The organism is Pontibacter flavimaris, from assembly GCF_001907195.1.
GTDB classification, from domain to species: domain Bacteria; phylum Bacteroidota; class Bacteroidia; order Cytophagales; family Hymenobacteraceae; genus Pontibacter; species Pontibacter flavimaris.
Window position 1 is genome coordinate 396,381 of the sequence record NZ_LVWA01000005.1, and the last position, 22,226, is coordinate 418,606.

Genomic DNA, 22,226 nt, shown 5'->3' on the forward strand with positions numbered 1-22,226 from the left:
AAAAAATAAAGCCCTCTGTAGCATCTACAGAGGGCTTTATACTTATTGGGTGGGTTTATACTTTACTCAGCAGGCACTGATCTTGGCCGGTCGGCTTTGGCTACGCCCCAGGTAGGGCTTGGCGTGCTGCCCATCTCAAACACCAGTTTACCGCCTTTCATCAGGTCCCTGTGCAGGATGTAGGACTTGGTGTAGGGTTTGCCGTCCAGCTTAACACTCTGGATGTACTTGTTCGCCTTGCTGTTGTTGTTGGCTACAACTTCCAACTTATTGCCGTTTGGCAGGGAAAGCATGGCCTGATGCACAGCCGGACTGCCGAACACATACGCGCCATTGGACGGGTTCTGCGGATAGAAGCCCAGGGTAGAGAAAATATACCAGGCCGACATCTGGCCCACGTCCTCGTTGCCGATCAACCCGTCCGGCTTGTCGGTGTACATGTTGTCTACAATGAAACGTACCTTTTCGGCCGTTTTCCAGGGCTGGCCCACGTAAGCGTACATGTAGGTAATGTGGTGGCTTGGCTCGTTGCCGTGCGCATACTGGCCGATCAGGCCGGTGATGTCGTTGGAGGCTTCTTCGCCCATGTGGCCTTCCACTACAAACAGCGAGTCCAGTTTCTGAGCAAAGGCTTCCTCGCCGCCCATCAGGCTGATCAAACCTTCCACGTCCTGCGGCACGAGCCAGGTATACTGCCAGGAGTTGCCCTCGGAGTAATCATCCTTGCGGTGTGCAGATTTAAACGGATCGAACGGCGTACGCCACTCATCCTGGGACACTCTGCCGCGCATGAAGCGGGTCTGCTTGTCGAAGTAGTTCTCGTAGTAGCGGCCGCGCTTGCTGAAGTACTCGTAATCAGCCTGCTTACCCAGCTTTTTGGCTACCTGGGCAATGCTCCAGTCAGCAATGGCGTATTCCAGGCCTTTGGCCACGCTTTCCACTTCCTCGTCGGCAGGTATAAAGCCCATCTCTTTTACATAGTTAACGCCAAACTCATTGCCCATGGCCGTGGCTTTCATGGCCTCAAAGGCTAGTTCATGGTCAAAGCCGTCAAAGCCTTTCAGGACCGCGTCGGCCACCACCGTTACGCCGCTGTAACCCGGCATGGTGTTCGTCTCGTTGCCCATCAGGTGCCACACCGGCAATTTGCCCTGCTGCTGGTAAATGGCCAGCATGGAGTTGACCATGTCGTTCACGCGGTCGGCCTGCATAATGGTGAAGAGGGGGTGCGCTGCGCGGTAAGTATCCCAAAGGGAGAAGGTGGTCAGGTTGGTGAAATTGGCCTTCTCGTATACTTTCTTGTCCGTGCCGCGGTAGTCGCCGTTGTGGTCGTTGAAGATGGAGGGGGCGATCAGCGTGTGGTAGAGGGCGGTATAGAAGGTGCGCATCTGCACTGAGTCCAGCGCCTCGATGCGTACTTTCTGCAGCTCGCGGTTCCAGGCAGCATCGGCGTCGGCCACCACTTTCTCAAAGTCCCAGTGCGGTACTTCGGCGTGAATGTTGGCAAACGCATTCTCCGCGCTCACCGGCGAGATACCCACTTTCAGCTTAATCTTTTCGCCTTCCTGCGTTTTGAAGTGCGCCACGCCTTTAATCATCCGTCCTTTGGAGGCGGGAACCGGCGAGGAGGCAGCTGTATCCACTACCTGGAAGCTCTCAAATTGCTCGATCGGCTTGGAGAACACGGCCGTAAAGTATACGCGCTGGTCGTTGGCCCAACCTTTGGAGAAGCGGTAGCCGGCCAGGGTGCTGTCGTTAAGCTGCTCGATAAAGGTCTCGGTAGGAGAGTCCCAGCCGATGCCTTCCTTCAGGTCGATGATAATGCTGGCCTCTTCCGACTTCGGGAAAGTATACTGGTGGAAGCCTACACGCTCGGTAGCGGTCAGCTCGGCGCCGATGTTGTAGCGCTTCAGTTTTACCGAATAGTAGCCCGGTTTTACCGTTTCGTCGTCGTGCGAGAAGAGGGAATAGTAGCCGCTGTTGGGGTCTTTTATACTTCCCTTCACCAGTTGCACCTTGCCCGTAACAGGCATCACCGAAATGTCGCCCAGGTCGCCGATGCCGGTGCCGCTCAGGTGCGTGTGGGCAAAGCCGACGATGGTGGAGTCAGAGTAGTGGTAGCCGGAGCACCAGTCCCACCCTTGGGTGATGTTGGTTGGCCCCAGTTGCACCGCCCCGAAGGGTACGTTAGCGCCCACAAATACGTGTCCGTGAAAGCTGGAACCGATGTACGGGTCTACATACTGGGTGAGGGAGGCGGAGGAGGCAGGCTTGTCATCCGGTTGGTTGGAGGTGGTGCAGGATGCAGCGATGCACGCCAGCGCCACAAGCGGAGCCTTGAACCTGCGTAAAGCGTTCAGGTACATTGTTTTAAGGTATAGTTTTGAAGAAGATTGCTGCGGCCGCAAAGTATACTTGCCAGACCGGCAGCCTAAAATAAGTATAAATCCGGAAGAGCGGAGCGTATAGAGCAAAAAAAGGCAGGCCTCACTATCATCAATGAGGCCTGCACTGGTCTTAACCTTAATTCTGTTTACTCTACTACAATCTCATCGGTGAAGATCCAGGCCTTTCCTCTGTCCTGCTCGGTGCCCGGACGCGGGTTTTTGGCCGTTACCTTGATGTAGCGCGCCTTGGTGCCCGGAAGCTCTGCCGTCAGCACTTCTTTGAACACGCCCGGTTTGTCGCTAAGCTCAGTGATCACCTTCACTGTTTTATACTTCTTACCATTCTTGGATACAGCGAACTCTACCTGGGCCGGCAGCTGAATGCCGTCGTTCTTGGTCTGCAGGTAAGAGCTAATGATGCGGTTCACCGGCTTTTTCTCTTTCAGGTCGATCACAGCCTCGAAATCGTCACCCAGGAAGCCCAGCCACTGGCCGTTGGTGAAGCTGTTCGTGGCCAGTTGTCCGTCTACCAGCGTCAGGCCGCCGGCGGCCGTATAGTTGCGGTGTGGCGCGTTCTTTAGCTCCACGGTGTGGGCAAAGGCCTGGTGCTGGTTCACATCGCGGCTGCTTACTTTGCCCAGTTGCTTGCCTTTCTCATCAAAAGAAGCCGCCTTGATGGTAGCGGTGTTGGTGAGCTGGAAAGGCGCAGTGTAGGCCTGCGAAGCAGTAGTCGGCTCAGAGCCATCTAGTGTATAATAGATCTGCGGGCCTTTGGCGTCGGTGGCCAGTGCAACGGTGGCTACGCTCTGTGTCGGGTCCACGGTGATGTTTTGCTTCACGTTGAAGGTGCTGCGCGCGTAGTTTACGCCCAGGTGGTCGAAGCGCTTGTACTGCTGCTGCATGCGTGTTTGGAAGTCGTTCCAGTCTTTCTTGGCAGCCGGTGTCCAAAGCACTTCCGAAAGGGCAGAGATGCGCGGAAACACCATGTACTCCACATGATCAGTACTTGGGATATACTCGGTCCAGACGTTGGCCTGCGCGCCCAGGATATACTTTTTCTCTTCTGCGGATAGTTCGGCTGGCGTAGGCTCAAAGGCGTATACTTTCTCCAGCGTTGTCAGGCCGCCAATGGCCGTTGGCTCCAGGCTAGGTTCGCCCTGGTAATGGTCGAAGTATACGTGCGAGCCCGGTGTCATCACCACGTAATGGTGCTGTTTGGCGGCGGCAATACCCCCCTCGGTACCTCTCCAACTCATCACATACGCATTAGGAGCCAGTCCGCCTTCCAGGATTTCATCCCAGCCAATAATGGTGCGGCCTTTGCTGTTCAGGAACTTCTCCATGCGCTGGATAAAGTAGCTCTGCAGTTCGTGCTCGTCTTTCAGGCCTTCGTCAGCGATACGCTTCTGGCACTTGGGGCACTCTTTCCAGCGGGTTTTCGGGGCCTCGTCGCCACCGATGTGCACGATCTTGCTTGGGAACAGGGCCAGCACCTCGGTCATCACGTCTTCCAGGAAAGTGAAGGTCTCTTCGTTGCCGGCGCAGAAGATATCATCGAACACACCCCATTTCTGCTCTACCTCAAACGGGCCGCCGGTACAGGAAAGGTGCGGATAAGTGGTAAGCGCGGCCAGGGCGTGGCCCGGCATCTCGATTTCCGGCACTACGGTGATGTAGCGCTCCTGCGCATACTTCACCACGTCCTTGATCTGCTCCTGGGTATAGAAACCTCCGTAGCGCTCATTAGTAAACTTGTGTGGCTGGTCGCTGTAATGCCCGATCAGGGTACCGTCGCGGAAGGCGCCTACTTTGGTCAGTTCCGGGTATTTTTTGATCTCGATGCGCCAGCCCTGGTCCTCGGTCAGGTGCCAGTGGAAGGTGTTCATCTTGTGCATGGCCAGGTAATCGATGTACTCCTTCACGAACTCCACCGGGAAGAAGTGACGGGCCACGTCCAGGTGCATGCCGCGCCACTGGTAACGCGGCTTGTCCACCACCTCCAGGGCCGGAATGCTAACCGGGGACTTGGTTGGCTGGGCCGGTAAAAGCTGGCGAACTGTCTGCGTGCCCAGGAAAATCCCGTGTGGTTCCTTGGCGGCAAGTATAATGTTGTCTGATGTAACATTTAAAGTATAGCCCTCGCTGCCCAACGTATCAACAGGAGTGCTGAGCGTGAGGTGCAGGTAGTTGCTGCTGTTTTTGGCAGGAGCTTTCTGCTCTACTTTGGGCTGCACGCCGGTCATCTCTTTGATGTTTTTGGCCAGGTACTCGCCTATCTTGCGAAGTTCCTCATTTTTCGGGTCCACAAAGATCCTGGTGTCCTTGTTAAGGGCGAAGCTGCCGCTCTGCTGGGTCAGCTTAACAGGCTGCGGAATAATGGAAACAGTTTGCTGTTGCGTGGTGGTGGCCTGAGCAAAGGCAGGCGCCGGGCTGAAAAGTAGCCCCGACAGCACGCAGGCAGACGTGGCAATGGCTGCAATCGTACGCTTAAAATGCATATGGTAAAGAGTTATCAGATGGATGTTTTCTTGTGGGATATTATATATTGTCTTCTGCTGTTATAAAAGTGTGTTATCGAACACAAATTATCTGGAGCAGCATAAATTTAGCATATTTTTTCAAAAATATTCCGTTTTTATTGGGTTGGCATTATGTAATACTTAAATTAAAGAATTAATCTTCTAAAATACTAAAGAAGATGTTAAAACAATGACCAGGTGAAGCGCAGCAGGACGAGGGAAGGGGAAGTATAGCGCACCACAGGCAGGAATTATGAAGACGGGTTTCGATTTCTACATATAAAACAGTTTATGCAAGCACCTAAAAAGAACAGGTATTACCTGCCTTTTATTCTTATTACATCGCTGTTCTTTCTGTGGGGCTTCGCCCACAACCTGAACCCGATTCTTATCCCGCACCTGAAAAAGGCCTGCCAGCTAAGTGATGTGCAGTCGGCTTTCATCGATTCGGCCTTTTTTATCGCTTATTTCGTGATGGCGCTACCTGCCGGATACTTTATGAAGCGCTTCGGGTATAAAAGCGGGATTATACTTGGGTTGGTGCTTTTCGCGATCGGGGCCTTCCTGTTTTACCCGGCTGCTGAACTCCGGATGTTCGGCTTCTTTTTAGGGGCGCTCTTTGTTATTGCCAGCGGGCTTACGTTTCTGGAAACGGCGGCCAACCCCTATGTAACCGTGCTTGGCGATCCGGACACTGCCACACAGCGCCTTAACTTCTCCCAATCGTTTAACGGGCTTGCGGCTACGATCGCTCCTTTGCTGGGCGGTATCTTTATACTTTCCGGCACCTCTTATACCGAAGCAGAACTGGCTGCCATGCCAGCCGCCGAAGCAACGGCTTACCTGGACATGGAGGCCTCCAGCGTGCAGGTGCCTTATCTTCTTATCGGACTGGTCGTGCTGGTGGTGGCGCTGCTGCTTTGGCGCGTGCCGCTTCCGGAAATTGCCGAGGAAGAAGGAGTGGCGGCAAGTGCGGATGATGGTGAAAGTATAATCAAGCGGCGCAACCTGATGCTGGGTGTGGTGGCGCAGTTCTTCTATGTGGGGGCGCAGGTGTGCATTGCCAGCTTCTTCATCCGCTTCTCGGGCAGTGCCGCCGGGGTAGATGAGAAGACCGCCGCTATGCTGCTGGCTGTGGCCCTGTTTGGCTTCATGATCGGCCGCTTCGTGGGTACTTTCCTGATGCGGTTTATCCCTCCGGCCAGGCTGTTGGCGATTTACGCTGTGTTGTGCTTCTTGCTCACCGTGGCAGCCGTGGCGGCCAGTGGTTACGTGTCGATCTATGCCCTGATTGGGGTAGAGTTCTTCATGTCGATCATGTTCCCGACTATTTTCTCGCTGAGCATACAGGGGCTGGGTGCCAAAACCAAGCAAGGTTCTTCTCTGCTGATCATGTCGATTGTGGGAGGCGCGGTTCTGCCGGTGGTGATGGGCGGCGTGTCGGATAGCTATAATATTCGGGTGGCCTATCTGGTGCCGGCGGCGTGTTTCCTGGTGGTTTTATACTTTGCCTACCGGAATATAACTGTAAAGCAGAGAGAAGTAGTTTTAGCGCATTAACATGAAAAGATACGGATTAACACTCGATTTAAAAGACGATCCAACGCTCATCGCTGAATATGAGGCGTATCATAGGCATGTATGGCCCGAGATACAGGCAAGTATAAAAGAATCCGGCATCCGCCATATGGAGATTTATAGATGGAGTAACCGCCTGTTCATGCTCATGGAGACGGAGGATGATTTCAGCTTCGAGAAGAAAGCCGCCCTGGACGCCGCCAACGCGAAGGTGCAGGAGTGGGAAGAGCTGATGTGGCAATACCAGCAGGCCCTGCCCGGCGTGGCAGCAGGAGAGAAGTGGCAGCTGATGGAGCGGATTTTTGCGTTGTAGAGTTACCCCTCCCCAACCCTCCCCTAAGAACAGGGGAGGGAGCTATACTTACTACTTTCCCTGTCATCTCGAGTGGAACAAGAGATCTATCTGGAATTCTATAGAGACTCTCCCAAAGGTCGAGGTGACAAATAGCAGCAGCTATCGAACATGTACCCAGTTTTTCTGTGAAGCGCCGGGGGTAGGGGCCCTCTTATGCGAGTTTTTCCGGTGACGAGCGACAGCGAGGCAGCCCGAGGTACGAGGGCAGGAAAAGCTCCCAGCGCCGAGCAGGAAAACGAGCCCTCTCGGGCTTGAGAGCACCAAAGTATGATGTGAAACAATAGGTTTGTAAAGCCAGAGGGAAGAACGGAAGCTAATAAGTATAACTTGTGTCAAGTAGAAGGAAGCGGTGGCTATGAAAGTATAGCTTGATTCCAGTTGTGGAAGGCTGTAGCTAATAGAGGCACAAGCGGACGCTTGCGTCAGATAAGTATAAACCGACAAGTATAAAGTATAGCTCATGTGTAGCGTATGGCTTTTCAAGCCAGTTGGGTTGCAAAACCAACATCATAGTTAGGCACGAGTTGCAAACTCGCGCCAGCGATTGGGGATGGAATAAAGTATAGCTCAAGTATAAAGTATAACAGAAGTATAAGCATGGCTTTTTAAGCCAGCCAAGTCACAGACCCGACATCATTATAGGACACAAGTCTGAAGACTTGCGCCATTAGAAAGTATAACCGAGTACCCCATGATAGCAGAAACCAAACAAACATACCTCCAGATCCACCCCAAAGACAACGTGCTGGTGGCCCTGCAGGACCAGAAAGCCGGCAGCCTGATCTACTTTAACGGGCAGGAATTTGCCCTGAAGGACGCGGTGGCGGCCAAGCATAAGTTCACCATCACAGACATGACCGCTGGTACCGAAGTATACATGTATGGTGTACTGGTGGGCAAAACCACACGCGATCTGCCTGCCGGAAGCCTGCTGACGACCGAAAACCTGAAGCACGCGGCCGAGAGCTTTTCAAAGAAAACAGAAGAGTACGTGTGGCAGGCACCGGACGTGAGCAAGTGGCAGAACCGCACCTTCCAGGGCTACCACCGCGCCGATGGACAGGTGGGCACGCGCAATTACTGGCTGGTGCTGCCGCTGGTGTTCTGCGAAAACCGCAACATCGAAACGCTTAAAAATGCCTTCCTCAAAGAGTTGGGCTATACTTCCACCGACAAGTATGAAGTGCAGGTGCGGGAGCTGGCAGAACTGTACAGGCAGGGCAAAGACCTGCGGGAGTATACCTTTGACGCAGCTCCGGTTTATACTTCCAAGCAGCGCCTCTTCCCGAACGTGGATGGCGTGAAGTTTATCGTGCACGATGGTGGCTGCGGCGGTACCCGCGAGGATTCAGATAACCTGTGCGCCATACTGGCGGGCTACTGTGTGAATCCCAACGTGGCCGGTATTACGGTGCTGAGCCTGGGTTGCCAGCATGCGCAGGTAAGCATATTGCAGGAAAAACTCAAAGAACGCGATCCAAGCTTCTCCAAACCGCTGCTGATTTTTGAACAGCAGAAAGCCGCTTCAGAATCAGCGATGCTTTCGGATGCAATTCTGCAGACGTTTAGAGGTATAGCGGAGGCCAATAAGTTAGAACGCCAGCCTGCTCCATTGGACAAATTGGTAGTGGGCGTGGAGTGCGGCGGTTCAGACGGTTTTTCAGGCATCTCAGCCAATCCGGCGGTGGGCTATGCGGCTGATTTAATTGCTGCTTTAGGTGGAAAAGTGGTGCTGAGCGAGTTTCCGGAGCTATGCGGGGTGGAGCAGGAATTGATCAATCGCTGCGTGGATGAGGAAACAGTCAATCGCTTCGTAACGCTTATGCGCGATTATGCTGCCCGTGCCGAGGCCGTGGGCTCAGGCTTTGACATGAACCCTTCGCCCGGTAACATCCGCGATGGCCTGATTACGGACGCCATCAAATCAGCGGGGGCAGCTAAAAAGGGCGGCACCTCGCCGGTAACCGATGTGCTGGGCTACGGACAGTACATCCGTCGCAGCGGCCTTACCTTGCTCTGCACCCCCGGTAACGATGTGGAGAGTACTACCGCTATGGCCGGTTCAGGCTGTACGATTCAGTTATTCACGACTGGCCTGGGCACCCCGACCGGCAATCCGATTTCTCCGGTCGTGAAGGTATCCAGCAACACCAGCCTCGCTACCCGCCTGCCCGACATCATCGACCTGGACGCAGGTCCGGTTATCAGTGGGGAGAAAACGATTGAGCAGCTGGGCGAGGAGATGCTGGAGTACATCATCGGCCTGGCCGGCGGCGAGTTCGACACTAAGGCCATGGAGCTGGGCCAGGACGACTTCATCTTCTGGAAGCGCGGCGTGTCGCTTTAATGGCGGATTGTTCTCTTTTCCTAAAGCAGGCAGGGGAGTATAGTTCTTTTAAATTATTCGTCATTCTGTAAAGAAACCTGGTAGAAGGGAGTTTAAGCTTATGCTACTTGCCACCAAGATCCTTTCAGGATGACAAAAAAATAGAACGAAACTGTTACCTACCCAAAGCAGGGGAAAGCGCGAGAAAAAGTATAAGACATCAACCCAATACCTAAGAACGAACAACTACTAACTAACAACAAATAACCATGTTTGAGTTAACCGGAAAGAAGGCCGTAGTGACGGGTGGCGGAAGCGGCATCGGCAAGGCTATTTCCATTGTTTTTGCCCGGCAGGGCGCCGAGGTGCATGTCATTGAGCTGAGCCACGAAGCGGCAGCACAGACACTCTCAGAGATAGAAGCTAACGGCGGCAAAGCCTACAGCCATACGTGCGATGTGAGCAAACAGAGCCAGGTACGGGAGGTTTTTAAAAGTATAGCCCAGGTGGATATCCTGGTGAACAACGCCGGCATCGCGCATGTGGGTAACCTGGAGAATACCTCGGAAGAAGACCTGGATCGTATTTACCAGGTGAACGTGAAGGGCGCTTACAACTGCCTGCAGGCAGCCGTGGCAAGTATGAAACAGCACAGTGGCGGGGCTATCCTCAACCTGGCGTCCATCGCCTCGCACGTGGGCATACCCGACCGCTTTGCCTACACCATGAGCAAGGGCGCCATCCACGCCATGACCATGTCGGTAGCCAAGGATTACCTGGGCGCTCACATCCGCTGCAACAGCATCTCGCCGGCACGCGTGCACACGCCTTTCGTGGATGGCTTTATCGCAAAGAACTACCCGGGCCAGGAAGAGGAGATGTTCGAAAAGCTCTCCAAAACGCAACCCATCGGGCGCATGGCCAAGCCGGAAGAAGTAGCCGCACTGGCCCTGTACCTGTGCTCAGACGAGGCCAGTTTCATCACCGGCTGTGACTATCCGATTGATGGTGGCTTTATCACACTGAATAATTAGTTCTTTCCATGCTTCAAGTCTGTGACTTGGAGTTAGCTTGGGGCCAGTTTTTAACTGGCTTGCAGCTAATTTGCTGGTGCGGGTTTGTAACCCGTGCCTTACTATAGTGTCGGATTTGTAATCCGACTGGGCCGGAGGCCCATGCTATAGCCGGTCACGAGCGTGGACGCTCGCGGCATAGCAACTGAAGCCTCTTAGGTAGGGGCAAGTTTACATTTTCACATTCTAAATCAAACCGCTCCAGCGCAAGCTGAGAGCCAAAGTATACTTACAAAAATTGCCATGAAATTAATCCGATTTGGTGAGCCGGGCCAGGAGAAAGCCGGCGTGATCCTGAACAATATAAAGTATGATGTGTCCGCCTTTGGCGAGGACTACAACGAGCAATTCTTCCAGCGCAACGGGCTGGAGCGCCTGAAAGCCTTTGTGCAGCAGCATGAAGGCAAGCTGCCGCAAGTAGCGGATGATGTTCGCTTGGGATCGCCGATTGCCCGTCCGTCCAAGATTGTTTGCATTGGCTTGAACTACGCCGACCATGCCAAAGAAACAGGTGCCGCCATTCCGCAGGAGCCCATTGTGTTCTTTAAAGCCACTTCCGCGCTTTGCGGTCCGAATGATGATGTGATCATCCCCAGAAATTCCGAGAAGCTGGACTGGGAAGTGGAGCTGGCCGTAGTGATTGGCAAGAAGGCGACCTATGTGTCGGAAGAGGAGGCGCTGGAGTATGTGGCCGGTTACGCCCTGCACAACGACTACAGCGAGCGCGCCTTCCAGTTGGAGCGCGGCGGGCAGTGGGTAAAAGGAAAAAGCAACGACACCTTCGCGCCGGTAGGTCCGTTCCTGGCCACGCCGGATGAGCTGAAGGATGTAGATAACCTGCGCCTGTGGCTGACCGTGAACGGCAAGACCATGCAGGACGGCACTACCGCTAACCTTATCTTCAAGATCCCTTTCCTGATTTCTTACCTGAGCCAGTTCATGACCCTGTTGCCAGGCGACATGATCACCACAGGTACGCCAGCCGGAGTAGGCCTGGGCATGCACCCGCAAGTATACCTGAAGGAGGGCGACGTGGTGGAACTGGGCATCGACGGGCTGGGCTCCTCGAAGCAAACCGTAAGCGCCTATGCTTAAAATAGACGCCCACCAGCATTTCTGGAAGTATAACCCCTGGCGCGAGAGCTGGATAACTGACGAGATGGCGGTGATTCAGCGCGATTTCCTGCCCGGGGACCTGCAGCCCCTGCTGCACCAGCACGGCTTCGATGGCTGTGTGCTGGTGCAGTCGGCGCAGCCGGAGGAGGAGAACGATTTTCTGCTGGAGCAGGCTGCCAAGTATGATTTTGTGAAAGGCGTAGTCGGTTGGGTAGATCTTCTAGCCGAAGACGTGGAGGAGAAGCTGGCCTATTACAAGCAGTTCGAGAAGCTAAAAGGGTTCCGCTACATTCTGCAGGGCAACCCGGACCCGGCCATCATGCTGCGGCCCGAGTTCAGGCGCGGGGTGGGCAAGTTGGGCAAGTATGGCTATACCTACGATGTGCTCATCTACCCCAACCAGCTCGATTTTTCCAGAGAGTTCGTGGCGGCTTTCCCCGATCAGCCTTTCGTGATTGACCACCTGGCCAAGCCTGACATCAAGAACCAAAGTATAGATGCGTGGCGGCAAAGTATAAAGGCTTTTGGCAAGTATGAAAACGTGTGCTGTAAAGTATCGGGCATGGTAACAGAGGCCGACTGGCAGCACTGGAAAAAAGAAGACTTCCGCCCCTACCTGGATAGCATTGTGGAAACCTTCGGCACGAGCCGCCTACTATTCGGCTCTGATTGGCCGGTGTGCCTGGTAGCGGCCAGTTATGGCGAGATGCTGGGCATTGTGGAGGAGTACTTTTCCGCTTTCTCTAAAGAAGAACAGGCGGCCGTTTTCGGTGGCAACGCCGCTACGTTTTATAACCTGACATAAGTATGGATTTAGAACTCAAAGATAAAGTCATCATCGTGACCGGCGGAGCCAAAGGCATCGGCGAAGGCATTGTGCAGGTGCTGGCCAGCGAAGGCGCTATACCTGTTATCATCGGCCGGAACAAGGATGACAACCAGAAAACGGTAGCTGAGGTAGAGGCTGCCGGCGGGCAGGCTTTTGAGGTGGTCGCTGAATTGACAGAACCCGCCGCCTGTGAGCAGGCCGTGCAGGCCGTGCTGCAAAAGTATGGCCGCATCGACGGACTGGTGAACAATGCTGGCGTGAACGATGGGGTAGGGCTGGAAAAAGGCAGCTACGACGCCTTTATGGCTTCGCTCCACAAGAACGTGGTGCATTATTACCTGATGGCGCACTATGCCTTGCCAGCGCTCAAAGAATCAAAAGGCGCGATTGTGAACATTGGCTCCAAAACGGCCGAGACAGGCCAGGGAGGCACTTCAGCTTATGCCGCTTCTAACGGCGCCCGCAACGCCCTCACCCGCGAGTGGGCCGTGGAACTGTTGCCCTATAGTATCAGAGTTAACGCCGTGATCGTGGCCGAAGCCTGGACGCCGCTCTACGAATCCTGGATCAGCACGTTCGATAATCCGGAGGAAAAAATGAAATCCATTACACAGAAAATTCCGCTGGAGCAGCGCATGACCACCACCACCGAGATTGCCAATACGGTCGCATTCCTGCTCTCGCCCAAATCCAGCCACACCACCGGCCAGCTCATTCATGTGGATGGCGGCTATGTGCACCTGGACCGGGCTTTGTAGCCGGAAAGTATAAATCGGCGCGGCACTTTATTCAGAATGTTGTATACTTGAAGGATAGATAAAAGCTTAACCTTTAAAAGTATAAACATACCCCGCTTACTTTACATGTCATGAAAAAATTGCTCCTGTTTCTTTTCACCCTTGCCACATTTACCGCTTCTGCCCAAACCGTTTTGGTTGATAAAGTAACCGATCCGGTGGAGTGGGTAAGTCCGCTAGTGGGAACCGACTCCAAGCACAGCCTCTCCAACGGCAACACCTATCCGGCCATTGCCCTGCCCTGGGGCATGAACTTCTGGATGCCGCAAACGGGCAAGATGGGCGACGGTTGGGGCTACATGTACAGCGCCGACAAGATTCGGGGATTTAAACAGACGCACCAGCCCTCGCCGTGGATGAACGACTACGGGCAATTTGCCATCATGCCGGTAACCGGCAAGCTGCGTTTCGACCAGGACAGCCGCGCCAGCTGGTTCTCGCATAAGGCCGAGGTGGCCAAGCCCTACTACTACAGCGTATACCTGGCCGACCACGACGTGACCACCGAGATCACGCCGACCGAGCGCGCCGCCAGCTTCCGCTTCACCTTCCCTCAAACCGACAGTGCCTTTGTGGTGGTGGATGCTTTTGACCAGGGCTCTTATGTGAAGGTGATTCCGGGCGAGAACAAGATCGTGGGCTACACGACTAAAAACAGCGGGGGCGTGCCGGAGAATTTCAAGAACTACTTTGTGATCGTGTTTGACAAGCCTTTTGCCTACACCCATACCTGGCAGGACAACGCGCTGAGCAACAACCTGGAGCTGCAGGCCAACCACGTCGGCGCCGTTATCGGCTTCAAGACGAAGAAAGGGGAGCAGGTAAATGCGCGCGTGGCCTCTTCGTTCATCAGCCCGGAGCAGGCTGAGCTTAACCTGAAGGAGATTGGCAACGACGACTTTGAAACGGTGAAGACAAAGGGCAAGAAGGCCTGGAACGAGCAGTTGAGCCGCGTAGCTGTGGAGGGCGGCACGCCCGAGCAGATCAGCACCTTCTACTCTAACCTGTACCGCACGCTGCTTTTCCCGCGCAAGTTCTACGAGATCGATGCCAATGGAAAAACAGTGCACTACAGCCCGTACAACGGCAAAGTGCTGCCTGGCTTCATGTATACTGATACCGGTTTCTGGGACACCTTCCGTGCGCTGTTCCCTTTCCTGAACCTGATGTACCCGTCGGTGAACGCGGAGATTCAGGAGGGCCTGGCCAATACTTACAAGGAAGGCGGCTGGCTGCCGGAGTGGGCGAGCCCGGGTTACCGCAACGTGATGGTGGGCAACAACTCTGCCTCGGTGGTGGCAGATGCTTACCTGAAAGGCATCCGCGGCCAAGATATCAAGGCGCTTTACGAAGGCATGCTGAAGGGAGCTAACAACGAGGGGCCGCTGACGGCGGTAGGTCGTGCCGGTGCCGCCTACTACAACAAACTGGGCTATGTGCCTTACGATGTGAAGATCAACGAGAACGCTGCCCGCACGCTGGAGTATGCCTACGATGACTTTGCCATTTACCAGCTGGCCAAAGCGCTCAAAAGGCCTAAAAAGGAAATCAAGCTCTACGCCAAGCGTGCCCAGAACTACCGCAACCTCTACGACCCGTCTACGGGCCTGATGCGCGGCAAGAACCAGGACGGCACGTTTCAGTCGCCGTTTAACCCCTTTAAGTGGGGCGATGCCTTTACGGAGGGCAACAGCTGGCACTACAGTTGGTCGGTGTTCCACGATGTGCAGGGCCTGATCGATTTAATGGGTGGCAAGGCTAACTTTACCGCCAAGCTCGACTCGGTATTCACGCTGCCGCCCGTGTACGACGAGAGTTATTACGGCCAGGTGATCCACGAGATCCGGGAAATGCAGATTGCCAACATGGGCCAGTATGCTCACGGCAACCAGCCCATCCAGCACATGATCTACCTCTACAACTATGCCGGCGAGCCCTGGAAGGCGCAGTACTGGGTGCGCGAAACAATGAACCGCATGTATACTTCGGCCCCGGACGGCTACTGCGGCGACGAAGACAATGGTCAGACCTCGGCCTGGTACGTGTTCTCGGCCCTGGGTTTCTACCCGGTAACGCCCGCCACCGACCAGTATGTGCTGGGTGCGCCGCTGTTTAAAAAGGCTACCCTAAAGCTGGAGAACGGAGAAGAGATCGTGATCAACGCACCACAGAACAGCAATGAGAACCGCTATATCCAAAGTATGCGCCTCAATGGCAAAGCCTACGACAAAAACTGGCTAAGCTATAAGGAGCTGATGAAAGGAGCAAGTATGGATTTCGAGATGACCGGTTCGCCTAACAAGCAGCGCGGCACGAAAGAAGATGCTTTTCCTTATTCTATGTCGCGGGAGAAATAGGATATAGAAAGAGAAGATAGTTTATACTTCCAACTGGGTACTGGCATCCCTCTCCTATACTTTTAGGAGAGGGATGTTTTTTTAGCGCAGGGCTCAATTTCACCCCACCCCTACCCCTCCTTGTCCAAGGAGGGGAGCTCTGTAAATGCTATAACCAAAGTATAAGTTTTATAGTTGCTGCCGGTATTGTTCGGACAGGTCGCGACCATGTACGAACAGGTGAAATCCTTTCTTTGTCATCTCGAGCAGCGCGAGAGATCTATCTGGAATTCTATAGGGATCTCTCCCTGAGGTCGAGATGACAGCAAGGCAGCGGCTATCGAATCTGATCCCAGCCTTTGGGTTGAGCGCCTATGCGAGTTTTTCCGGTGCCGAACGAGAGTGAGGCAGCCCGAGGCACGAGGGCAGGAAAAGCTCCCAGCGCGATGCCCTTATCGAGGGCCCCTACCCCCAAGGCGCGGCCTCCCGGCCTTGAGGGAGCCAAAGTATAAAATAAAAACAATAGGCAAGTAAGACTGAGGATCAGCGGCAGCTAGCAAGTATAGCCTGTGTCAAGTGGAAGGAAGCAGCGGCTAGGAAAGTATAAATCAAGTATGAGCAAGTATAGCCAAAGTATTAAGTATAATCCAAGTATAAAAAGGCACAAGCGGACGCTTGCGCCAGGGAAAGTATAAAGTATAGCAGCAAGTATAAACTGGAAAGTATAGCCTAAGTACAAGCGGCACGAGCTACAAGCGCCAGCAACGAGAGACAAGTATACAAGTATAGCCAAAGTATAAAATCCACGCAGCGGGCGATGCTACATTATCGAGTTCACTGGGCCGCCTCAATATAATAGTGCAGGTTCTCTTTTGTGATGATATCCAGTGGCAGGTACTTGATCGGGTTGTTCTTTTTCTTGAAGATCAGGTGGTCGGCCAGGCCCTGAATACCCCAATATCCCTGGCCCCTGGGGTTCTGGTTGATCAGGAAATTGATGTGGTTGGTGTTCAGGTGGGCCAGGTTCTCCTCGATCAGGTCGTAGCCTACCAGGTGCACGTGCTGCAGCTTCTTCTGCGCCAGGTAATCTGCCATAATGTGGGCCTTGGAGTTGGTCACAAACACGCCCCTGATGTCTGGTGTGTCTTTCAGAACCTTGTCGAGCTGCTGGATTATACTTTGCTTGCCACCGCCTTGCACGTCTACCTGCACTACATTATACTTGCCCTCCAGTTCCTGCGTCACGAAGTAATCCACGAAGCCCTGCTCCTTGCTGATCAGGTGGGAGGAGTTCGCGACATCCTCCTCAATATGCGCCACCAGAAAAGAGCCTTTCTCCTGGTTACCATAATGCAGTAACTTGGCAGCCAGAAAACCACTCTGGTAAGAGTCCTGGCCGATGTACATGAGCGGTTCGTAATTAGGGATCTGCGTATTGAAGAGCACAAAGGGGATTCCCTGGCGCCTCCATTTACTGAAGTATGCCAGCGACTGCCGGTAAAACACAGGAGCCACCAATATGCCATCAAATGACCGGGAGGCTACCTTATCGGCCTCCTTCACAAAAGACTCAGCGTTGAAAGGGTCGAAACAGAATTGTGTCACCCGCATGCCGTACTGCTGGAGTTCCTCCTCGGCCTTTTCAATGCCCTCCTGCGGGGCCTTCCAGTAGCGGTCGTAGGCAGGGTCGGGTATGAGGGCGGCTATCTGGTAGATTTTGTTGTTAACCAGGGCGCGGGCCAGGATGTTGGGCTTGTAGTTGAGCTCCTCGGCAATTTTAAGCACCCGCTGGCGCACGTCATCGGCCACCCTGCCGCGGTTATGAAGCACACGGTCCACGGTTCCTGTTGATACATTCGCCTTCTCAGCAATATCCTTTATCCTTACCACCTTGTTCAAGTTCTGCGTCTCTTTTGTGAGTTTATACTTTGCTCCGCCGCTCACGCGTGCAGAGGATTTATACTTTGCTTTGAGGTGTTCCCGCGAAAACGACCTGCTTTGGCAGCTTTTTCAACGCCGGTCTCAGGTGTTCCTGCCATTATCTCCCGACAATATATAAAATTAAAGGAATATTCTTCTTAAGCGAAACCCAAATCAGCAAAAGTATAGCCTTGCCTTGCCGGAAGCATAAAAAAAGCCCCGGCTTTAGTGGCCGGGGCTATGGCTAAAGTATAAAACGGCGTGCAGTCTGGCAGCGCGTTATACGTTGGTTAGCTTAGGATTTAACGATCACGTTAGTAGTGCCGCCGCCTGCCAGCGACAGGTTTACCGGCGCGTTCTTCTGCCAGGCACCACCCGTAAAGTCAGGCACGTCGATGGAGTTGGAGCGGTTGGCTACCGACCACTCGCTCAGCAGACCCACAGCCGTCCAGGAGGCGGCGTCGTATACATCCTGGTCCAGTGGCAGGCCGTTGCGCAGGCAGTCGATCAGGCGCCAGTCCATCATGAAGTCCATGCCGCCGTGGCCGCCGATCTTCTTGGCCATCTCGCCGATCTTTTTCACGATCTCCGGGGTGTACTGCTCTTCCAGGGCCTTCACCTCCTCTGGCTTGAGCCAGCCGTGGCCTTTGGAGATCTTTGCCTCCGGCCACTTACGCGCCATGCCCTTGGTGCCGCTCACCAGGTGGATGCGGGAGTAAGGGCGCGGCGTGGTTACGTCGTGCTGGATCATGATGGTGCGGCCTTTCTTGGTGCGGATGGTGGTGGTGTTCATGTTGCCACGATAGGTATCCTGCACGAATTCCTTGTAGAACGCATCGCCCTCGGCACGCTTCTGCGCCTCCTCATACATCTGGAAATCGTCCGTCGATACCGAAGTGAGGTAGTCCATTACGTCGCCGCGGTTCACGTTCATCACCTGGCAGATAGGGCCAAGGCCGTGGGTAGGGTAGAGGCTGCCGTTGCGGGTCATGTTCTCGCGCAGGCGCCACATGTTCTGGTAGCCGTCCTTGTCGAAGTTCAGGTCCAGTAGTTGGTGGATGTAGGCACCCTCGCCGTGCACGATCTCGCCAAAGTAGCCCTGGCGGGCCATGTTCAGCGTCAGGATCTCGAAGAAGTCGTAGCAGCAGTTCTCCAGCATCATGCAGTGCTTCTTGGTGCGCTCCGATGTCTCTACCAGTTGCCAGCACTCTTCTATACTTGTGGCGGCCGGCACCTCCACGGCAGCGTGCTTGCCGTGCTCCATGGCATAAATGGCCTGTGGGGCGTGCAGGTGCCAGGGCGTGGTGATATAGATCAGGTCCAGGTCGTCCCGGTTAAACATTTCCTTCCAGGATTCTTCCTTACCGGAGTAGAGGGTGGGGTTGTGGGCAGAGCCTGTTCTTTCCTGCAGCTCCTTTTTTACTTTCTCGGCCCGCTCCGGGAGCAGGTCGCAGAGCGCCTTTATCTCTACGCCTTCAATGTTGCTCATGCGGTACACGGCGCCGGGGCCGCGCATGCCCAGGCCCACAAATCCGATGCGCACCTTGTTTAGCTTGGGGGCACTGTAGCCACTCATGTTAAACTGCTGCGTGTGCTTGCGTTGGGCCTGTTGTGCTATCTGGGCCAGGTTGGACTTCGATTGCTCTTCTGCGGCGCCTGTGGCACAGCCTGCGAGCAAGCCTGTGCCGGCGATGCTTATCCCAGCCAGACCGGAAAGTTTCAAGAATTCTCTGCGGTTACTACTCATGGTTTTATAGGTTAGAAGTTAAGCTGATGTTTCGGTTATGTTATGTTGAAATGATCCGGTCAAGTATAAATCCTGCCTGATGCTCCTCCGTCTGAGGTCTCTGCTCGCGGGTATCATCCTTCACTGAAAGAGATGGCGCCAAAATCCTTGGGGCAGTGAAAATTTGGCACGGGAGCCGTTACCGGGTTCCAGACCAGGAAGTGGGGCTCCGGCAGATCATCCCCGCATTTATAAAAGTTGCCCCGGGCCTGCAGCCCGGCAAAGTGCTCCAGCCGGTGTTCGGTAAACACTGCGGCAGGTATCCGGAGGGTCAGCTCCCAGGCCCGCTCCTTTTGGCCGTGGTTGGCTACCTTAAGGTTGGCCAGGTGCTCTATTTGTGAGATAGCCTCTACAGCGAGTGGCTTTCTATCCTGCTTCCCCGGGCCATAGGCTACCAGGCAGGTACCCAGGCAGTTGGCCTCTATGTTATAGTAAGCGGGCTCCTCCCCAAAAGAGATAAAGAACTCCACGCAAGTGTCCTTGTAAACAGGATCGTTGATGTTTCTGTAACGCGCCAGCACCGCCTGCTCCCGTACTTTATACTTGAGCAGCAGGTGGCTGCCGCTGTGGGCAAGCGTGAAGCCCGCTTCTACCTTTGCCCCGCCAGAGGGCCAGGGCGCCACGTCGATGCGTTGCGCGGGGAGCAGGTCAAGCACCTCCGACACGTCGGAAAGCGGGCTAGTGGGCTGCAGGGCAGGTAGTGCAGGGACGAGCAGTTGTTTCATGTTCTTTACTTCTGTTGCTCGGCTTCGGTGGTTTTGCACAGGGTGGCGGTTTCCTGCACGGTGTTGCGCAGCAGGTCCATGTTCGCTTCCAGCACCTCCACCAGCCTGAACTGGGCACGTGCCCGCTGCAGGTTGTGCTCCGGAAAATGGATCTTGTAATAATGGTCGCCGTCGATATAATCGGTCAGGAAACGCAGGCCCATGATGTAGGGCAACAGCGTTGCGCCGAGCGGCAGCGAGACGATTTCTTCCTGGGTAAGAAAAGAGCAGGTCTCCTGCAGAAAGCCCTCGGTAAAAGCCTTGAACAGGTGGAAGTCAACGTTGATCTTGCTCAGGTCCTTTTCATCCTCTGCGGCCTTGTTCACGGTCGTGCGGATGGCGTCGCCAAAGTCGTAGGCCACGTAGCCCGGCATCACTGTGTCCAGGTCTATCACACAGAGTGCCTTGTCATACTTGTCGAGCAGTACATTGTTAAACTTGGTATCATTGTGTGTGGTGCGGAGGGGCAGTCTGCCCTCGCGTCCCAGCCTGCAGATCGTGCTCATCTGTTCGGCCCGCTGCTGCACAAAGGCAATCTCCTGAGGTACCTGTCGTGCCCTGTCTTTGGGGTTGCGTTGTAGCGCTGCCTCAAAAAGGCGGAGGCGGCTCTCTACGTTATGGAAATCCGGGATGGAGTCGTGCAGTTGGTTTGTGTCCAGGTCTGCCAGCAGGGCCAGGAACTTGCCGAAGGCTTTGCCACCTTCGTGGGCCTGCTGCGGGGTTTCCACAATGTCATAGCTGCGCGTGCCATCCAGCAGCAGGTACACCCTCCAGAAATTTCCTTCCGCGTCTTGGTAAAAGCTTTGCTGCGCATGTGTCGGCACCAGGGTAAGCACTTCCTCGTCGGGCCTCGCGCCGGGCAGATTCTCCAGTTTCTGGCGCAGGTGGCGCGTCACCAGTTCGATGTTCTCCATCAGCAGGGGCACATTCTTAAACACGTTGTGGTTAATGCGCTGCAACAGGTAATCAGGACTGTCGGGTGTGCCGTTGGTTACCGCGTAGGTGTCGTGGATGTGGCCCGAGCCGTAGAGGCGTACGCTGCTTATACTTCCTTCGATTATAAAGTGGGAGAGTACCTCCCGCAGGTTTGCCTCAGCGTTGGTGTTTTCATTCATGGTATGTCGGGTAGCAGTTTCCCATAGGTTTGCAGGGTAAATATTGGCGTCTATCAGGTCTTTTATTTGCCGGATGGTGCCCGCCTTGTCTTCGGGATAGGTCACGCCGAACCACTTCTCCGGCGTAGGAATCACCTTTACGCGGGCGGCTCCCGTTGCCAGCATGGCATTGACCACAGAGGGCAGGTAGAACTCTGTCTTCTGTTCGTGGCCCTTTTCCTGCAGAAATGCTTTCAGGTACTTGTTAAAGTATGGCAGCACCGAGGGTTTGAAAGCCATCAGGTTCATCGACACAATTTCCTCACCGGTGAGCTGCCACTGCTGCGCCCCCTCATCCTCTACCGCGATGGCACCGCTTGCCGTGCGCCCGATCTTGGTCAGTTCCGTGAGTGATGTCAGGGAGTGGTCGGGGCCAAAGGCGCAGATGCCGCGCGATACGTTGCCGTGCTCGGAGAGGGTGTTGGAGAGCCTGTAGCCAATCAGGCCATACTCGCGTTCGTCGGTGCTGCTTGTCAGGAAGTCAGCTGCCAGTTTGAAGGACTCATAGCCGTAAAAGTCGTCGGCATTGATCACCGCAAAGGGCTCCTGCAGCGCGGGGCTGGCTACCCATACGGCATGAGCCGTTCCCCAGGGCTTGGTGCGTCCCTCGGGCACGCTGAATCCGTCCGGCAACATGTCGAGCTCCTGCGTGACATACGTTACGGCAAGGTCCTTCGGCAGCCTTTCCTGCATGGCTGTTTTAAACGCTTCTTCAATAGATTTGCGGATCACGAACACCACCTTGCCGAACCCTGCTCTCACGGCATCGTGGATAGAGTACTCTATGATGGTTTCTCCGTTGGGGCCAAAAGCGTCTAACTGCTTCAGGCTGCCGTACCGTGTTGCCATACCTGCCGCCAGTATGAGTAAAGTAGGGCTTTTATGCATGTAATGAGGTTTTTTCTTCTAGGTTGATTAGGATATTCCCTGTCTGAACCACAAGTATAAAGCTACCCGAGGAGGGTACTTTTGCACTGGGTTTCAGCTGATTTCCTCTATAATTAGCGTATATAACCTCTCCAAACTCACTTCTAAGGATAAGAGGCAAGGGCCGTGGGCTTAGCGTGCGTGATGGAGGAAAGTTTTTAAAAGTAAACAGGTATTTTCTACGAAACAAGAAAAAAAGTACATAATGTTTACGAACACGCACCTACTGGGCCCAATAGACTCTTAAATTGGTAGCCGCACAGCGCATCGGGTATGGCATGTGCTGGGTCTGCGAGGTTTTTTAAGGGACAGCCAGGAAACTCAGGAGTTGGCAGCGGTTAAGAGAAAGAAAAGTGGGC

Annotated in this window: 14 protein-coding genes; 8 read left to right on the top strand and 6 right to left on the bottom strand. The window is 54.3% G+C overall.

The genetic code is table 11. The features are described 5' to 3' along the window. Positions 1-62: 62 nt before the first annotated feature. Together A3841_RS10035 and A3841_RS10040 are read right to left on the bottom strand one after the other, a co-directional pair. On the bottom strand, positions 63-2,366 hold the full coding sequence (locus A3841_RS10035; RefSeq protein ID WP_073852187.1) for a GH92 family glycosyl hydrolase: 2,304 nt from the start codon (positions 2,364-2,366) through the stop codon (positions 63-65). 167 nt (positions 2,367-2,533) lie between these two features. Further along, positions 2,534-4,885, bottom strand: a complete 2,352-nt coding sequence (locus A3841_RS10040) for a glycoside hydrolase family 20 protein (RefSeq protein WP_083610293.1) — start codon at positions 4,883-4,885, stop codon at positions 2,534-2,536. A gap of 312 nt (positions 4,886-5,197) precedes the next feature. Here A3841_RS10040 and fucP point away from each other — a divergent pair, with 312 nt between their 5' ends. The 8 genes from fucP (at position 5,198) to A3841_RS10080 (ending at position 15,337) form a co-directional block, all read left to right on the top strand. Then, positions 5,198-6,466, top strand: a complete 1,269-nt coding sequence (gene fucP / locus A3841_RS10045; RefSeq protein WP_073852188.1) for an L-fucose:H+ symporter permease — start codon at positions 5,198-5,200, stop codon at positions 6,464-6,466. A 1-nt stretch (position 6,467) separates the two neighbouring features. Next, the gene (locus A3841_RS10050) at positions 6,468-6,797 is read left to right on the top strand and encodes an L-rhamnose mutarotase (RefSeq protein ID WP_073852189.1); all 330 of its coding nucleotides are present in this window, start codon (positions 6,468-6,470) and stop codon (positions 6,795-6,797) included. A 733-nt stretch (positions 6,798-7,530) separates the two neighbouring features. Continuing rightward, positions 7,531-9,186 carry a UxaA family hydrolase gene (locus tag A3841_RS10055; protein ID WP_073852190.1) on the top strand — a complete coding sequence of 552 codons (1,656 nt, stop codon included), beginning with the start codon at positions 7,531-7,533 and terminating at the stop codon, positions 9,184-9,186. 248 nt (positions 9,187-9,434) lie between these two features. Then, a complete protein-coding gene (locus A3841_RS10060) occupies positions 9,435-10,199 on the top strand; it encodes an SDR family NAD(P)-dependent oxidoreductase (protein ID WP_073852191.1) in 765 nt (254 codons plus the stop codon). Positions 10,200-10,481: 282 nt separating this feature from the next. Then, on the top strand, positions 10,482-11,333 hold the full coding sequence (locus tag A3841_RS10065) for a fumarylacetoacetate hydrolase family protein (protein ID WP_073852192.1): 852 nt from the start codon (positions 10,482-10,484) through the stop codon (positions 11,331-11,333). Then, positions 11,326-12,159 (top strand): amidohydrolase family protein, encoded by an 834-nt coding sequence (locus tag A3841_RS10070; protein ID WP_073852193.1) that lies wholly within the window; start codon positions 11,326-11,328, stop codon positions 12,157-12,159. The genes A3841_RS10065 and A3841_RS10070 overlap by 8 nt, the downstream gene beginning before the upstream one ends. A 2-nt stretch (positions 12,160-12,161) precedes the next feature. Then, positions 12,162-12,941 carry an L-fucose dehydrogenase gene (locus tag A3841_RS10075; protein WP_073852194.1) on the top strand — a complete coding sequence of 260 codons (780 nt, stop codon included), beginning with the start codon at positions 12,162-12,164 and terminating at the stop codon, positions 12,939-12,941. A 110-nt stretch (positions 12,942-13,051) separates the two neighbouring features. Next, positions 13,052-15,337, top strand: a complete 2,286-nt coding sequence (locus A3841_RS10080) for a GH92 family glycosyl hydrolase (RefSeq protein WP_073852195.1) — start codon at positions 13,052-13,054, stop codon at positions 15,335-15,337. Positions 15,338-16,150: 813 nt separating this feature from the next. Here A3841_RS10080 and A3841_RS10085 read toward each other — a convergent pair. From A3841_RS10085 to A3841_RS20505, 4 genes are all read right to left on the bottom strand, one after another. Beyond that, on the bottom strand, positions 16,151-17,260 hold the full coding sequence (locus tag A3841_RS10085) for a LacI family DNA-binding transcriptional regulator (protein ID WP_235861347.1): 1,110 nt from the start codon (positions 17,258-17,260) through the stop codon (positions 16,151-16,153). 271 nt (positions 17,261-17,531) lie between these two features. Next, positions 17,532-18,983 carry a Gfo/Idh/MocA family protein gene (locus A3841_RS10090; protein ID WP_073852196.1) on the bottom strand — a complete coding sequence of 484 codons (1,452 nt, stop codon included), beginning with the start codon at positions 18,981-18,983 and terminating at the stop codon, positions 17,532-17,534. 113 nt (positions 18,984-19,096) lie between these two features. Next, entirely contained in the window at positions 19,097-19,747 is a 651-nt protein-coding gene (locus A3841_RS10095; protein ID WP_073852197.1) for a carbohydrate-binding family 9-like protein, read from the bottom strand. 5 nt (positions 19,748-19,752) lie between these two features. After that, entirely contained in the window at positions 19,753-21,828 is a 2,076-nt protein-coding gene (locus A3841_RS20505; RefSeq protein WP_262502569.1) for a phosphotransferase, read from the bottom strand. Positions 21,829-22,226 lie beyond the last annotated feature (398 nt).

What these genes read in the sequence shown, in the direction of transcription:
- A3841_RS10035 (WP_073852187.1), bottom strand. Translation starts at nt 2,366, where the DNA reads ATGTACCTGAACGCTTTACGCAGGTTCAAGGCTCCGCTTGTGGCGCTG.
- A3841_RS10040 (WP_083610293.1), bottom strand. Translation starts at nt 4,885, where the DNA reads ATGCATTTTAAGCGTACGATTGCAGCCATTGCCACGTCTGCCTGCGTG.
- fucP (WP_073852188.1), top strand. Translation starts at nt 5,198, where the DNA reads ATGCAAGCACCTAAAAAGAACAGGTATTACCTGCCTTTTATTCTTATT.
- A3841_RS10050 (WP_073852189.1), top strand. Translation starts at nt 6,468, where the DNA reads ATGAAAAGATACGGATTAACACTCGATTTAAAAGACGATCCAACGCTC.
- A3841_RS10055 (WP_073852190.1), top strand. Translation starts at nt 7,531, where the DNA reads ATGATAGCAGAAACCAAACAAACATACCTCCAGATCCACCCCAAAGAC.
- A3841_RS10060 (WP_073852191.1), top strand. Translation starts at nt 9,435, where the DNA reads ATGTTTGAGTTAACCGGAAAGAAGGCCGTAGTGACGGGTGGCGGAAGC.
- A3841_RS10065 (WP_073852192.1), top strand. Translation starts at nt 10,482, where the DNA reads ATGAAATTAATCCGATTTGGTGAGCCGGGCCAGGAGAAAGCCGGCGTG.
- A3841_RS10070 (WP_073852193.1), top strand. Translation starts at nt 11,326, where the DNA reads ATGCTTAAAATAGACGCCCACCAGCATTTCTGGAAGTATAACCCCTGG.
- A3841_RS10075 (WP_073852194.1), top strand. Translation starts at nt 12,162, where the DNA reads ATGGATTTAGAACTCAAAGATAAAGTCATCATCGTGACCGGCGGAGCC.
- A3841_RS10080 (WP_073852195.1), top strand. Translation starts at nt 13,052, where the DNA reads ATGAAAAAATTGCTCCTGTTTCTTTTCACCCTTGCCACATTTACCGCT.
- A3841_RS10090 (WP_073852196.1), bottom strand. Translation starts at nt 18,983, where the DNA reads ATGAGTAGTAACCGCAGAGAATTCTTGAAACTTTCCGGTCTGGCTGGG.
- A3841_RS10095 (WP_073852197.1), bottom strand. Translation starts at nt 19,747, where the DNA reads ATGAAACAACTGCTCGTCCCTGCACTACCTGCCCTGCAGCCCACTAGC.
- A3841_RS20505 (WP_262502569.1), bottom strand. Translation starts at nt 21,828, where the DNA reads ATGCATAAAAGCCCTACTTTACTCATACTGGCGGCAGGTATGGCAACA.